The following is a 13,045-nucleotide window of genomic DNA, read 5'->3' as shown; positions in this document are numbered from 1 at the left end:
CGTCCCCGTGCGCGATGCGAATGTCCCGGCTCGCGCTCTACGGCCCCATCTCCGCGCAGACGGTCATCTTCACCGTCGACCGCTACATTCACGGCGGGCGCCCGACTCAAGCTGAGCGCCGCTGCGAACTGAAGTCCTTGACACGACGCGACACGGGTCGCCGATCGCACTCGATCGGCGCGTCGCAGACAAGATACTTGTGGTCCTACCACCCCTTGGCGACGGTGACGGTTCCCCAGCTGTAGTAGTAACTGATCGGTTTTTTTGGCCGTTTTGTAAGGCTTGGTGAATTTGCGCTTCTTGTGACTTTTCATCAGGATGCACGAACGACCGGCGACTGGACCGGTCGTATTCCTCTCTGAGAGAGCAGCATCCATGACGACCCTTGTACGGCCGCCACGGCGGAAACCGATGTTCTCCTCGACGCCGCGGGCGATTCTGACCGCTGGCATGATCGCGATGCTGGTCGCCACCGGTGGGGGAGCGGTGGCCACCGCGCAACCGTCCACCGCCCCGACCAGCTCTGCGCCGGCAGCGTTGCAGCAGCAAGCCCCGGTCGCGGCCGACCCGTGTGCCACCACCACGGCACCGACGACCACGACCACCACGGCGCCTACCACCACACCGGCGCCCCCGACGTCGTGCGCCGAAGCGCCGTCACTGGCCCCGTCCACCTCGCAAACGCCCACCACAGCGTCCGAGGCGCCGGGTGTCGCTGACGTGCCGGCGCCCGCACTGTCGAGCACGACGACACCGACCACTACGACCTTGACCCCGAGCGCGGAGGCCACCGCGCCGACCGCAACAGGTGAGCGGATCCCGTACACCGGGCTGCCGACCGAGAACCCGAACAGCACCCTGATCCCGGGCAAGATGCGCTCGGACCGCGAGGAGTGGCCAGAGGGCTACACGAAGGAACAGGCCGACGAGGCCGAGATCGGGGAAGCCCGACTGCTCGCCAAACAGCGCACCTCCCGCGCCGCGGTGACCTGCCAGAGGTACTGGCCCGCCCCCCACGACGTGTGCGGCGCCATCCGCGACAAATACAACCCCTCGGCGGAACGTTCAGCTTCCTGCTGCTGCCCACCAGCGGAAACATCGTCAACCCCGGCAACACCGGCGAGCGCGTCACGTTCATGAACGGGCCGATCTACTGGTCCGCAGCGGGCGGAGCACACCCCGTCGTCAACAGCTTCCTCAACCGCTGGGGCATCCTCGGCTACGAAGGCAGCTACCTCAAGTACCCCACCAGCGACGAGATCGTCCTTCCCGACGGCGGCCGCCGCCAGGAGTTCCAGGACGGCGCCATCTACGTCGCCTTCCAGAACGCCATCGGCTCCGCCATCCAGAACGGGCCACTCCGCGACAAGTACAACAGCGTCGGCGGACTCACCCCCGGCAGCAGCCCCCTCGGCTACCTCACCGAAGATCACGTCCGCACCCTCCCCGACGGCCAAGGCCAAATGGCACGGTTCCAGAACGGGGTCATCTACTGGTCACCCGCGACGGGTGCGTGGCCAATCACCGAACCTGTACTGACACCGTGGAGCCAGTCCGGTTACGAGTCAGGCTCTTACAAGTATCCCACCGGTCAGCCGTACAGCACTGACGGTGATGTCACTATCAGGCAGGACTTCCAAGGTGGTCCGTTGATCGCACCCGGCCCCAAGGTGGAACAACTTGCCGTGCTGAACCCAGGGGCCTCAGCTCCTGATGTACTCCAGGAAGCTCAGCGGTTGTCGGCCGAACTTGGTCGCACGCTGCAGGACATTGTCGAGGCGGGTCTCACTGAAGCTGCTGAGGGCGTCGGCAATGCGAACCCCGGTGTGGATACCCTCCTGCCAACACCGCGTGGACCTGGGGACTTTTTCTTTTCTGCGAGCGCAACCGCACGAGTGAACCACGGACATAACGGCTTGTTCATCACGCTCACGCACTCGATTGAGGCCAACCAGGCCACAGACGGCGTATACATCATCGACAACACCATCGGGTCGAACGGCGGCCGCATGATGAAGAGCCCGGAAATGTTCTGGGTCAACACCTCGAGCGCAATGCGACAGCAAGCAGTCGACTTCGCGCTCACGAAGGTCGGAGCCGGTTACAATCCTCAGTTCTGGTCAAACAAGGTCGTCGATGCAGTAGCGTATAACTGCTCACAGCTCGTTTGGGCGGCATACTACGGTCCGTCTCAAGGTGCAGTCGACCTGGATGCCGGCGGTGGACTGGGGGTTTGGCCAGTCGACTTGAAGTACTCGAACTTGGCAGTGCCGTATCCGGCCTAGTTCGATCCGAAATCGGACCCTCAGCAGCTCGCGCGTATCAATCGCTGATACGCGCGAGCTGCACCCGCAACATGGAGCTTTTATGCGTCTCGTCAAATTGTTATTACCCGGGCTTCTTCTTGTTGTCATACCGACCGCATCCTGCGGTTCGCCGGCGCCCGCGCCGGCCGACCAACGCGCACTCTCTTCAACAGAACTCGACGTAATTGACCGCGACACGGTGGGAGCTGTTGTGGTTGGGCCAGCGCAGTTTCCATTCGATTCTGCAAGCGATGTAACCCGCCTTATGACGTTCGACGCGAACGGTAACCTCCTCGGCAGCATCACCGGCGGCGCACTGCTGAACGCTCAAGTCGACGGCCTCGACAATCGCTTAGTAACAGCGAATGCTGACCAACTGATCACGGTATCGAACACGCACAAAACCGCAACCCCCATCAAGAAACAGGTTGTCGAATCGTCGATTCAGGACGAGGGCAGAACGCGAACTGCAACTTGGTTCAATGATGGGCGACAAGGTAGCACCACTACGACTACATACTGGTCAACTGAACACACCGGCCAGCAGACAACAGGCACCATCCAAGGGATGGCTTTAGCATCAGCATTCTGCGGTGCTTCTATTTACGCCCTGGTGGAAGACATCGATTCTCTATCGTGGAACAAGCCGACCCAGAATTGGCTGTACCGTATCGAAACAAACGGTACCCGCACCGAAGTCGCTACTTGGGAAGCAGACCCCAGCGTTCGACCTGCCTCACGCCAGGCCGTCTGTTCAGCAGATGGAACCTCGATGACAGTTCTGTACGCGTCTCGGCAAGGCACACCCGCGGGCAGTCTGCCGACACTACAACAATGGGTGTTCAACCTGCAGGATGGCTCGATAGATAAACGCGTATTACTTGAAGCAAACGACGAATGGCGAATCCATGCAAATGGAGTTGCCTCATCGAAAGAGAGACTTTATTGGATCAATTCGAGCGGATCAGTTTACTCTATCAGCAGCTCGTCTCTGCTAGAGCCAGCCAAACTCGAATGGAAAGTACCTCATACCGGCCTCCGAACACGGCTCTCCATACACGGAGGTAGAGTTCAAGTGTTGGATTACGTAAACCAGCCAACATTGCATGAATTTGAACTTGCGTCCGGAAGAAAGACGCGAGAATCAATAAGCTTGCCGTGGCTGAGCCCAATCATAGATTCACCTACGGCCAGCGGCCAGAGTACGAATACAGTTACTGACCTCCTTGTGCAGGGATAAGCGCGCAGTGCGTATATCACAGAAACTCATGAGCAGCGAACGTGCACGCCCTCAAATTAGGATCAAATCATGAGATTTGCAATTGGCTGGATAGCAGTCGGCGCGGCAACAGCGGCATATATGATGTTGATCAGTGCTGATCCTTTGATGCAAATAACGAACTGTGAGACTTTCGCCGCGGAATTTGATTGCAATCAATCACTGCTGAGCTATTTCGGGTATCGGTTCGTCTTCCTGGTCATACTTCCAGTTGCTCTCTGCCTAACGGCGGCGCTACGCACCGATGTCCATACCGCATGCCTCGTCTCCGCAGCCCTCGTGTCAACTTGGGCAATTGGCGTTGGAGGAACTTTATTAAGTCGGTCGCCAAATATAGTGAACATATACGCTTACCTACTGCCAACCGTTGTTCTGGCTTTACTATTAACAGTCTTGCAGAAACGCTTCGCGAAACCCCCTGGGCGGTACGCAAAATGAGCACATCACGATGGTGAAGTGGCGGAGCGACGCCGACGGGAGCGTTAATTCCAGCACCAAGGCAACGATGGTCGACTGGATCGACAACAAGAACGGGTCGGCATACGTTCAGGGCCGGGTGTCGCGGTCGCAGGTGGGGACCGCGCACGAGTCCGGTGCGACTCCGTATCTCCGCACGTATGCGAACGGAGAATGGGACGACAATTTGTTGTCGTTGCCGATTCTCTGATCGGGTGTGCCGTGTCCCGTCTTCGATTCGAGTCCGAGGACGGGACACCGCACAGCGCGGCTCGTGATCGACTCGGGCCGACTTCTCGATCACATCGACCACATCGCCACCGAATTGACAGAGATGAGGGCATTCTTCGAAGAGGGTGGAGAGCATGAGCGTGAGGGACCGCGCCCCCCGGGATACGAGCAGCCCGTTTTCTCCGTTGACGACTGGCTGGACGGTCTGGGGCTCCGATTACGGCGCATCCTGTCTGTGGAGCAGACGCTGATGGACGCAGTGCGGTACCACTTCCCGGTGACCGATTCGCAACGCGCTGTCGCGGAGTCGACCGATTCGCAACAACTGTGGCAGGACGCCTACATCAGGGCCAAGGCGTTTCCGCACACGGAGATCTATCGGCGCTATGCCGACTCACCGGGATCGTGGCGAACCCGGTGGCGCTGATACCGGGCCGTCCGGAGTGAGGCGAACGGCCCGGTCTCGGCTCTAGCTGCCGAACGCGTCCGTGAGATCGCCGGTTCCGGGAAGCACCGGCTCCGGCGACGCCTGATCGATGGTGATGACGATGGACTCCTGTTGAACGGTGTACGTCGCCCACGGCACGAGGTTCTCCACGTGTTCCTTGATGCCCGGGTAGTCGGACAACCACCAGGCTTCTGTGGAGTCGAACTCGCCGAGCGTGCAGGTGGCGAGCACGACGTACGATCCGGGTGGGATGCCGGTCACCGTCTGAGTCGTGGCGGTGCCGGCCGCGATCGAACCACTCTCGTAGTACTCGTGCGTTTGTGACACCACTGTCTCGACCGGAGGGAGGACACCCTCGGGTGCCGATGCCAGGGCTGTGGTGCACAGGACGGTGTCGTCGGCCGTGTTGGTGATGGTGTTGGTGACGGTATCGCCGACGACATCGTAGGAGTACGTGATGTCGGTGGGCTCGGCAGCGGAGACGCTGCCGGGTGCCGCCAGCACCAGGGGCACCGCGATGGCTGCGACCACTGCTACGCGTCTGGGTATTCGCACGATGTGCTCCTTACTGTCCGGAGGCGATCAGAGGTCCGGCTATTCGACGAAGGCGCCGGTGGCGGGGGAGTAGTAGACGGTGCCACCGAGGAATGCCTGGCGGGTGCCGATGCCGTCACCGGCGGAAGCTTCCGGGCCCTGCGGGAACGACAGGGTGCTGCTGGGTCCGCCGAGAGAGGTGTAGAGGTCGAGGATCTCACCGCACACCGGGTACGGGGTGGGCCAGAACGACTGGCACGTCGCCGCAGCAGTGTCCTGCGGGGCGGTGGGTACGGGCTGGGCCATGGCCTGTCCGGTGCCGGCGAGAGCGAGGGCGGCGCCGAGGACGCCGACAATGGCGAGGCGGACGCGAAGTCCGGTGCTGCGGCGGGTGGAGGTGCGTGTGGTGGTCACGAGGAGGGCTCCTTTGCGGGGTGTGCGATGAGCTCACGGGTACGCCGACATCCACCACCGCTGTGAAGCGAGACCGAGGGGTCTGTGATGTCGGACTTGTCGGACGCTATCAGCGCCCACAGCTCCCTGTCGCGACAACGACTCCACTGCCGAAGCCCTTGACGTAATCCGAAACGGGCTGCAAACCAAAGGGACTCGGCGCGTCGCACGCATCTTCACCGTTCCAGACGAAAACCGAGAACAATCGTTCCGTTTTCAACCAAGTCAGCGTGACGAATGGTTCGTTTAGTGACCAGTGGGACCACAGTGGCAGTTGCGGTTCCTGAGAATCCGCTTAAGGATGCTTTGGCGACCGTCGCTCAGACCGGTCGCAATTCCTCCGAGAGAGCAGCGTCCATGACGATCCTTGCTCGGCCGCCACGGCCGAAACCGATATCCACTTCGTTGCCGCGGTCGGTGTTGACCGCCGGCTTGATCGCGGTCCTGATGGCCACCGGCGGGGGAGCTGTAGCCACTGCGCAACCGTCCACCACCCCGGCCGCACCGACCACCACAGCAGCCCCGCAGATCCTGCAGCAGCAAGCGCCGACTCCTGCCGATCCGTGCGCGACGACCACAACGCCTACCTCGACGACCACGGCGCCGACCACCACAACACCGACGGCCACGGTCCCGGCGACATGCGCCACAGTCCCGACCACCCCGTCCGCGTCGGCAGTGCCCCCTAGCGCAACACCTGCCGCACCTGCGCCGGCGACAACCGCCGCCACCGCACCTGCACCGGAGCTCGCCCCCGCGCAGCTGCCGGCTGAGCCCGCCGCTGTCGAGCCTGTCGCACCCACCGACGACGAACTGTCCTCCAAGACAGCCGAACCAGATCCTGACTACACGCCGACCGAGAACCCCAACTCCACACTCGTCCCCGGCCAGATGCGTTCGGACCGCGAGGAAATACCCGCCCCGTTCACCAAGGAGGACGCCGACCGCGCTGAGATCGCCGAAGCGCGCCTACGCACCTCGCGGGCCGCCACCGCATGCCAGGTCTACTGGCCGTCGTGGTTCAACGTGTGCGGCGAGATCAAGGCCAAATACGACTCACTCGGCGGACCAGGAAGCTTCCTGTCTTACCCGTCCAGCGGAAACATCGTCAACCCCGGCAACACCGGTGAACGAGTCACCTTCCTCAACGGGCCCATCTACTGGTCCACCGCCGGCGGAGCACACCCCGTCGTCAACAGCTTCCTCAACCGCTGGGGCATCCTCGGCTACGAAGGCAGCTACCTCAAATACCCCACCACCGACGAGATTGTCCTCCCCGACGGCGGCCGCCGCCAGGAGTTCCAGGACGGCGCGATCTACGTCTCGTTCCAGAACGCCATCGGCTCCGCCATCCAGAACGGGCCACTGCGCGACAAGTACAACAGCGTCGGCGGACTCACCCCCGGCAGCAGCTTCCTCGGCTACCTCACCGGCGATCACATTCGTGCGCTGCCCGACGGCCAAGGCCAAATGGCACGGTTCCAGAACGGCGTCATCTACTACTCACCGGCAACGGGAGCGTATCCGGTCACCGGCGATCTGCTCACCCGATGGACCTGGTCCGGTTACGAACAGGGGTCCTGGGGATACCCGACAGGAGACGCTACAACTACAGCCGGTAACTCAAGCCAGCAGTTTCAGTACGGCTTGATGAGCTGGCCCTACACCAATGCTGCCGCAGTGGTGGACGACGGGGACCTTGAGCCCATTTCGTAGATGGTCGCACACCCGTTACTGACTCAGACTTCGCGGCCGATGCCCTCGACGGGCGAGATCCAGCGGACGGTTTCATGCCCATCTCGAATGGTGGAGGATTCAGAACGCAGTGCACCACGACGACCTCGTGCATCGATGGGGATCCCGAGGAGCCCATCGTAGATGTCCCCGAGCCTTCATTGCTCACTACCGAGGAATGCCTGGCTAGCGCCAGCACCACCAACGTAGGAATCTGGCACGCCACGCGGAAGCAGGCCTGCATGATCACAGACGATGCAGGATATCGGGTCAGGCTCCTGGAAAACCCCACTGAGATAGTCGGAAACATTCCTGCGAGCGCATACTCCTCGATCACTACATCCCACCTCACCGGCAAATTCGTCCAGGAGGTGAAGATCGCTTTCGGTCCGCACAACGGCACCGTGGGTGTTGCGCGTCTGAATTATGAGGTCGCCGGAGATCGCGCGGGAGACGACGTCGTAGTCGAATCCAATTTCGAATCCGGCGATATCCTGTATTCGAACACCACTGTCACTTTTAAGATTAGCTGGAATTACAACAGCGTTCCTCAAGGGCAGATCGACAACCGCCAGAATGTTTTTCAGTACTGGATCAACAATGATGACCCGAAAATCTACAGCCCGTCCACACTGGGAATCTTTGAAGCGGACATCGTCCGGTGCGACAACACGATGCGGACCTCGGGAGGTCAGTACCGTCAGGGCTGTGTGGTTGCAGCCCATTCTCCCGCCTGGGCCATGAACGAAACCGGTAACATCCCTCAAGCCACCGGCCACGTTGCGGCCGCGCTGGCGGCAGGACTGGCAGGATCTGAGGCCTCACCCCTGCGCCGCACAACAGACGTGGTTACCCGTAACGCAAACCGGGCTCAGGCATGTCCTCGTGGGACGCCCATCTCGGCGGCTCGTCAGTTAGGCGTCACCAATCGAAGCTGTGATGAGTATCCATTCGCGAGTACCAATCAAGGTGCATCTGGCAAAACGGGCCGAACTTTCCAACCAAATTGCAATGTTGCAGATCTACCGGGCACGGCAACCGGGTACAGCGCTTGCATGATCGACAACACAGATAACCTTCGTGCCGGTGGGCTTCTTGGAGGTTTCTACGGCAAAAACCGGGTAGTCAATCAGGACAGCTTCTCGGTTAACCCACAAGGCGGCAACTTGCCACCAATACCCTGACCCACACCGTCAGGCGTATGATGCTCCCATGAGAATTCTGTCGGGAAGAGCGTCTAAACTCGCCCTTCTCGGTCTACTGGGGGCTACGGGTGTAGTAGCGGCGAGCCTCACGCTCGGCGGCGGCGCCGGAGGACAACAACCAACTGAGCCTCCTCCGGCGCCGCCGAACACCCCTGCCGTGACGGAGGTTCCGATCCAAACACAGCCCCCCAGCGACGACTTCACGGATGACCTGGACTACGTAGATCCCGAAGAAGCCGTCATCGAAGATGACCCGCCACCGGTGTCCGATGAGGAATTCGCCGAGGGAGCCCGTGACGGGCTAGCTCCGAACGAAACCTGGACCCCCCTGGAGGGGAAGGGGGGGTTCAGGCGAGTGCCCGACGAAGAAATCTGGAAGCACATCAATCCTCCACGCTGACGCACCTGGATACATCAGGTACCTCATCGAGCGGGCCGTGCCCCGAAAGCCCCGGCGACCGTGGAGACCATAAGCAGCGAAGCTTGTCCATTTCGATCCAGCGCTAGCTGTGGGTTCTCGTGTCCACGGTGAGCGCTCAGGTAGAGGCCGCCGTTGTGCTGACTGATGATCTGCGGCAGCATGACGGCGTTCTCCCACTCGGCTTCTAGCCCAGCCACATGTGCTGTCTTCTTAATCGTCGCTGCACGTGCAAACACCTGACCCCGCACAGCGTCAAGGTCGATGTCCGAGTCGAGCGAGTCAACCCACCGGGGGTAGTCGGAACCGATCAGGGCAAGGAGATCGTCGACTATCTCCACCCAGGACGGTCCGAGGTGTGCGGCCATGTCAGCTGGTCGGATCTCCATCGTCCGGAAGGTTTCAGGCATCTGGGATCCCTCTAATTCGGGAGTCCAACATCGCCGGAGCCATTCCCGCATCACTACAGCAGCTCTTACGGGGTCTGAAACGCTGTTCAACGCCGGCTCTATCAGCACGTGCGGCGGACCCCCATTTTGCATCAAGTGTGTCAACGCATCCGCCGCCGTGTGGGCTACGCCGGTCAACTCGTCCACTACTCGCTGTTCATTGCGCATAGCCCGAACGCTACCCAGCGCGCACCGTGCACGCAGCAACGCAAGTACCGAGCATGATCGAAGCACGTGACCCGAATCGTGTCGGCCGGGGTTTTGTCGACGATAACCACTGCCGATAATTTGCGTTTTGTTACCTAAAGGCCCAGCCCTTGCTTCTGCCTTGCCCAGTGCGGCGTGTCGAACTCGAGAAACGCACCCGCCTCGGCCCGGGGGACACTCGACGCCACCGCCGAGGATCCAACGAAGATCCCCGCGCAGACGCTCGGACTACCTCGCGTGTGTCTGGTCGGCCTTTGGTGGCGTCCGTGGTCTCTCTGTCGTTCGGCAGCGAGCCGAGCACTTCGTCGGTGGTCGTGCGCTATAGCCGGTCGTTCCCACATGGCAGCGAGACCCCGCACCGGTCGCCAAGTTGGTAGCTGGTCCGGTCCCGATGCATCGACAGATCTCCTCACACAGCGCCGCTGGCGGAATCAACTATTGCAGTGGGGAAAAACCAATGTCCGAGAATTTGGGGCCGCCAACTACGTCCAGCATGTCTTGGATAGGCCTATAAATAGCAAAGTTATGCGGCACAGCGCTTACCGCATCTTCACACGGGATATCAAAATCGCGGCCCAGGTCGCCTCGATCACCCACGTTTCCCAGATTCATTCCAACAAGTTTGTCGTTGAAATATACCGGAGCGCCGGAGTCTCCTGGCAGCGAACAATAGTCTGCAAGCACGTGCCGCTGCTTCTCGTCGATGCCACTAATAAAAGAACAGTCATTGCCGGTTTTAGGTGAAACTTGACACACTGTATCACCGACTGCCGGTGCCGTTACTGCTCTTGCAGACACAGAAACGGCACCGGCAGCAGGTAAGACACTGTCGTCGAACGTTACCAATCCAACATCGACTGAAAGATCGCTCGCCGACAGTGTCCCCAACACACGGCCCGGGGTCGCTGACGTGAATACGGTTGCTCCGACTTTTCCGCAATGGCCCGCAGTCAATCCCGCGAGAAGTCCGTCACTGGTTTCGCCGAGCAACGCGAGGCTACACGTTTTACCACCATCTATACGAATCTGAGCGGACGGCGCAATAAACTGCTTGCGCAAAGCGCCTTCATCGTGGTGAGTCGGCGGCAAAGACGTGCTTCCGCATCCAGCCAGCAGCAGGAGCGAGAGGAAACTGACTCGTCTCGCACGCAAAACGGACCCTACCCCTCGTTCGCGGTTTCAAGCTCGGCAATCTCGGCCCTCAGGCTGTTCTTTTCTGATGCCGAGAATCTCCTAACCTGCATTGCAAGTACGGCTCGCGCCTGAAGTTCGTCGAAACCGAACTGCGCCTTAAGTGCACGAACCGCATCGTGATCGTCGACCGAGTCGGCCACCAGGGTCATGACATGAACCGTGTTGTTCAGACACGTATCCAGGGCACGGAGTATGCCCAGTCGTTCCGACTCACGACTCTCGTTCTCGGGCACAGGATGTTCCTTCCTCTTGGCGGAGATTAAGACGCCGTCCAGTTAATCGTACGCCCGGAATCCGACGCGAAGTTCTGCGACTCATAGTTCAGGTTCTTGGGAATCTTCAATGCAGCATTGGAGTTTCCCGTTCCTGGCATCAACACAACATTGATTCTTATGTAATCGTTTGTTCGCGGCAGGTAAGAGGAGCTTGATGATTCAAGAATTTGGTAGCTAGCAGCATCCGTAAAGGTCCCACAAGAGGAGAAGAACCCAACTTGCGGATCTACGAAGTATGGAATGTCTTGATATACCTCGCAACTGTGGTTTGTTACCGTAACCTTTTTACCGCCTTGCGAAGCAATTTGGCCAGCGAGCACAAGTTCACCAGCTCGGTATCCGCTAACCCGATACTGGATTGAAACCGTATCGATAATTGTGCAAGTATCGAAACAAACTTGGAGATCTTCCGTTGTATTCAGGTTCCATTCGCGGGAGTTAATCGGCGTCCCGTCCGAGCCGCCATTGAAGTGAACAGTCAGATCAGCCGTCAACAGATTTTGGAGCTCCGCCTGGAGAGCTGGCGTGCGAGTGTTCGCGTAGCGTTGAACGTATTTCAGTGCGGCGTCGGTGTATCCCCCCATGATCGCGCTTTTCACCACTGCAGCTTCCGGACTCTCCCCGGGACTGACGTACCCTACGAAGCACTCACCCGCGAGTGACTGAGCCTCCGAGCATTCGGTAGCGGCTGGTTGCGCACCCGCACTTGGTACTGCTGCCACGGATGCAGCTAGGACCGTCAGGCCGACTGACGCGATCAACTTTTTCCAGTTTTGCATTTCGCAAACCCCTCCCATGCAAACCCGGGTTTTCCGGTCCCACAGGTCCATCGTCGACTTACAGACGGGTGTTACTCAGTTGCGCCATTTTGGCAGGACGGGAGATCCAAGCTCGCTTCATTAGATCTAGCTGTCCAGCTAGGGAATCGGACCGGGCAATCTGACCAAACATGGTGGTTCTAACCGGGCTTGTGCTCTTTTGGCGAACGCTGACATCGCTGTCCCGGCAGTTAAAGCGGGTTGCACAGCATCGGATTCCGGCGCATCGTCGATGAATGACCCGGTCGGGAGGTGAGGGCATCGACGACATGCGGGTTCTTCACGTCAAAGTGAGCTCGCTGGTCGGTTTGGGGCGGTTGGAACAGTTGCGCTTGGTTTCGGTGCCAGCAACAGGTCCGACGGGAATGCTGTCGGTGGGGTGTCATACCGTTCGGTTCGTCCACCCCGGACGCTCACCGAACGAGAGAGACCACCGCGATGCAGGATTCGGACCGCTACAACCTCACGGTGAACTATCACTACCCCGACGGGGACTCCGACCAAGCCGAGTGGGTGAAGATCCCGCCCGTTGTCGGCCAGGGCTACGTCGATGGCAACTCGAACCGTTGGCGAATCGCTGACGTGTGGCACATCCGCCCGAAGCGCGGCCCGCTGGAGCACGGCGTTCACGTGTTCCTGGAGTACACCACCGAGGGCAACGACAGGCTCCACCAGATCGACCCCGCCTACTACCGCCGCGACATCGATGTCGAGGAGTTCGTCACCATCCGCACCGTGGGAGAGGACAGCCAGGGATGAGCGCCATCGAGCCGTGGACCGTCGAGCTGGTGGGCAGCGGGAAGTGGCGCTTCACGAACGCCACCGACACCCTGGCCGAGATGATCACAATGACAGGTATCGGCAGCGTCATCGAGACCGAGGTCTCGCACGCCCTCGCACCTGGTCGGTCGTTCGATCAAAAGTTGCCAGCGGGCACAGGTATCAGAATCTTGTGGACCACCGAGCGGCGTAACCATCACACGTGGGAATTCGCAGAATGAGTGACGAGCACACGTGCGCCGTTCAGGGATGCTTAGC

Annotated in this window: 16 protein-coding genes; 10 read left to right on the top strand and 6 right to left on the bottom strand. The window is 60.2% G+C overall.

Features of this window, described 5'->3' with window-relative positions; translation table 11 throughout:
- Nucleotides 1-411: 411 nt before the first annotated feature.
- The 5 genes from J4E04_RS13480 to J4E04_RS13460 all read left to right on the top strand — a co-directional run bounded on the left by J4E04_RS13480 (nt 412) and on the right by J4E04_RS13460 (nt 4,699).
- Nucleotides 412-1,140, top strand: coding sequence for a hypothetical protein (locus J4E04_RS13480; RefSeq protein ID WP_490148798.1), 729 nt, complete (start codon nt 412-414; stop codon nt 1,138-1,140).
- On the top strand, nt 1,137-2,285 hold the full coding sequence (locus J4E04_RS13475) for a hypothetical protein (RefSeq protein WP_490148797.1): 1,149 nt from the start codon (nt 1,137-1,139) through the stop codon (nt 2,283-2,285). Before J4E04_RS13480 ends, J4E04_RS13475 begins: the two co-directional genes overlap by 4 nt.
- An 82-nt stretch (nt 2,286-2,367) precedes the next feature.
- Complete coding sequence (locus tag J4E04_RS13470; RefSeq protein WP_490148796.1) at nt 2,368-3,546, top strand: hypothetical protein; 1,179 nt, start codon at nt 2,368-2,370, stop codon at nt 3,544-3,546.
- 457 nt (nt 3,547-4,003) lie between these two features.
- Nucleotides 4,004-4,252 (top strand): DUF3892 domain-containing protein, encoded by a 249-nt coding sequence (locus J4E04_RS13465; RefSeq protein WP_490150553.1) that lies wholly within the window; start codon nt 4,004-4,006, stop codon nt 4,250-4,252.
- A 270-nt stretch (nt 4,253-4,522) separates the two neighbouring features.
- Entirely contained in the window at nt 4,523-4,699 is a 177-nt protein-coding gene (locus tag J4E04_RS13460; RefSeq protein ID WP_490148795.1) for a hypothetical protein, read from the top strand.
- 42 nt (nt 4,700-4,741) lie between these two features.
- Here J4E04_RS13460 and J4E04_RS13455 read toward each other — a convergent pair whose 3' ends face one another.
- Both J4E04_RS13455 and J4E04_RS13450 read right to left on the bottom strand, forming a co-directional pair.
- Nucleotides 4,742-5,275, bottom strand: a complete 534-nt coding sequence (locus tag J4E04_RS13455) for a hypothetical protein (RefSeq protein ID WP_490148794.1) — start codon at nt 5,273-5,275, stop codon at nt 4,742-4,744.
- A gap of 39 nt (nt 5,276-5,314) precedes the next feature.
- Nucleotides 5,315-5,668, bottom strand: a complete 354-nt coding sequence (locus tag J4E04_RS13450; RefSeq protein WP_490148793.1) for an LGFP repeat-containing protein — start codon at nt 5,666-5,668, stop codon at nt 5,315-5,317.
- A 396-nt stretch (nt 5,669-6,064) separates the two neighbouring features.
- Between J4E04_RS13450 and J4E04_RS13445 the strand changes: the two genes are divergently transcribed.
- The 3 genes from J4E04_RS13445 to J4E04_RS13435 all read left to right on the top strand — a co-directional run bounded on the left by J4E04_RS13445 (nt 6,065) and on the right by J4E04_RS13435 (nt 9,046).
- Nucleotides 6,065-7,423, top strand: coding sequence for an LGFP repeat-containing protein (locus J4E04_RS13445; protein WP_490148792.1), 1,359 nt, complete (start codon nt 6,065-6,067; stop codon nt 7,421-7,423).
- A 260-nt stretch (nt 7,424-7,683) separates the two neighbouring features.
- Nucleotides 7,684-8,625 carry a NucA/NucB deoxyribonuclease domain-containing protein gene (locus J4E04_RS13440; protein WP_490148791.1) on the top strand — a complete coding sequence of 314 codons (942 nt, stop codon included), beginning with the start codon at nt 7,684-7,686 and terminating at the stop codon, nt 8,623-8,625.
- Between the two features lie 28 nt (nt 8,626-8,653).
- Nucleotides 8,654-9,046: a hypothetical protein gene (locus J4E04_RS13435; protein ID WP_490148790.1), complete on the top strand. Its 393-nt coding sequence runs from the start codon at nt 8,654-8,656 to the stop codon at nt 9,044-9,046.
- Between the two features lie 23 nt (nt 9,047-9,069).
- Here the strand turns inward: J4E04_RS13435 and J4E04_RS13430 are convergent, their stop codons facing one another.
- The 4 genes from J4E04_RS13430 to J4E04_RS13415 all read right to left on the bottom strand — a co-directional run bounded on the left by J4E04_RS13430 (nt 9,070) and on the right by J4E04_RS13415 (nt 12,019).
- Nucleotides 9,070-9,681 (bottom strand): hypothetical protein, encoded by a 612-nt coding sequence (locus J4E04_RS13430; RefSeq protein ID WP_490148789.1) that lies wholly within the window; start codon nt 9,679-9,681, stop codon nt 9,070-9,072.
- A gap of 474 nt (nt 9,682-10,155) precedes the next feature.
- Nucleotides 10,156-10,779, bottom strand: coding sequence for a S1 family peptidase (locus J4E04_RS13425; RefSeq protein ID WP_490148788.1), 624 nt, complete (start codon nt 10,777-10,779; stop codon nt 10,156-10,158).
- Between the two features lie 101 nt (nt 10,780-10,880).
- Entirely contained in the window at nt 10,881-11,147 is a 267-nt protein-coding gene (locus J4E04_RS13420) for a hypothetical protein (RefSeq protein WP_490148787.1), read from the bottom strand.
- A 26-nt stretch (nt 11,148-11,173) separates the two neighbouring features.
- A complete protein-coding gene (locus tag J4E04_RS13415; protein WP_490148786.1) occupies nt 11,174-12,019 on the bottom strand; it encodes a hypothetical protein in 846 nt (281 codons plus the stop codon).
- A gap of 426 nt (nt 12,020-12,445) precedes the next feature.
- Here J4E04_RS13415 and J4E04_RS13410 point away from each other — a divergent pair, with 426 nt between their 5' ends.
- Nucleotides 12,446-12,766 (top strand): hypothetical protein, encoded by a 321-nt coding sequence (locus tag J4E04_RS13410; RefSeq protein ID WP_490148785.1) that lies wholly within the window; start codon nt 12,446-12,448, stop codon nt 12,764-12,766.
- On the top strand, nt 12,763-13,008 hold the full coding sequence (locus J4E04_RS13405) for a hypothetical protein (protein ID WP_490148784.1): 246 nt from the start codon (nt 12,763-12,765) through the stop codon (nt 13,006-13,008). Before J4E04_RS13410 ends, J4E04_RS13405 begins: the two co-directional genes overlap by 4 nt.
- Nucleotides 13,009-13,045: the final 37 nt, after the last annotated feature.

It is taken from the genome of Rhodococcus sp. NFXS4, from assembly GCF_058139645.1.
The sequence above is the reverse complement of the archived record's forward strand: the minus strand, read 5'-3'. Positions and strand labels throughout refer to the sequence as shown.

What these genes read in the sequence shown, in the direction of transcription:
- J4E04_RS13480 (WP_490148798.1), top strand. Translation starts at nt 412, where the DNA reads ATGTTCTCCTCGACGCCGCGGGCGATTCTGACCGCTGGCATGATCGCG.
- J4E04_RS13475 (WP_490148797.1), top strand. Translation starts at nt 1,137, where the DNA reads ATGAACGGGCCGATCTACTGGTCCGCAGCGGGCGGAGCACACCCCGTC.
- J4E04_RS13470 (WP_490148796.1), top strand. Translation starts at nt 2,368, where the DNA reads ATGCGTCTCGTCAAATTGTTATTACCCGGGCTTCTTCTTGTTGTCATA.
- J4E04_RS13460 (WP_490148795.1), top strand. Translation starts at nt 4,523, where the DNA reads ATGGACGCAGTGCGGTACCACTTCCCGGTGACCGATTCGCAACGCGCT.
- J4E04_RS13445 (WP_490148792.1), top strand. Translation starts at nt 6,065, where the DNA reads ATGACGATCCTTGCTCGGCCGCCACGGCCGAAACCGATATCCACTTCG.
- J4E04_RS13440 (WP_490148791.1), top strand. Translation starts at nt 7,684, where the DNA reads ATGATCACAGACGATGCAGGATATCGGGTCAGGCTCCTGGAAAACCCC.
- J4E04_RS13435 (WP_490148790.1), top strand. Translation starts at nt 8,654, where the DNA reads ATGAGAATTCTGTCGGGAAGAGCGTCTAAACTCGCCCTTCTCGGTCTA.
- J4E04_RS13430 (WP_490148789.1), bottom strand. Translation starts at nt 9,681, where the DNA reads ATGCGCAATGAACAGCGAGTAGTGGACGAGTTGACCGGCGTAGCCCAC.
- J4E04_RS13415 (WP_490148786.1), bottom strand. Translation starts at nt 12,019, where the DNA reads ATGGACCTGTGGGACCGGAAAACCCGGGTTTGCATGGGAGGGGTTTGC.
- J4E04_RS13410 (WP_490148785.1), top strand. Translation starts at nt 12,446, where the DNA reads ATGCAGGATTCGGACCGCTACAACCTCACGGTGAACTATCACTACCCC.
- J4E04_RS13405 (WP_490148784.1), top strand. Translation starts at nt 12,763, where the DNA reads ATGAGCGCCATCGAGCCGTGGACCGTCGAGCTGGTGGGCAGCGGGAAG.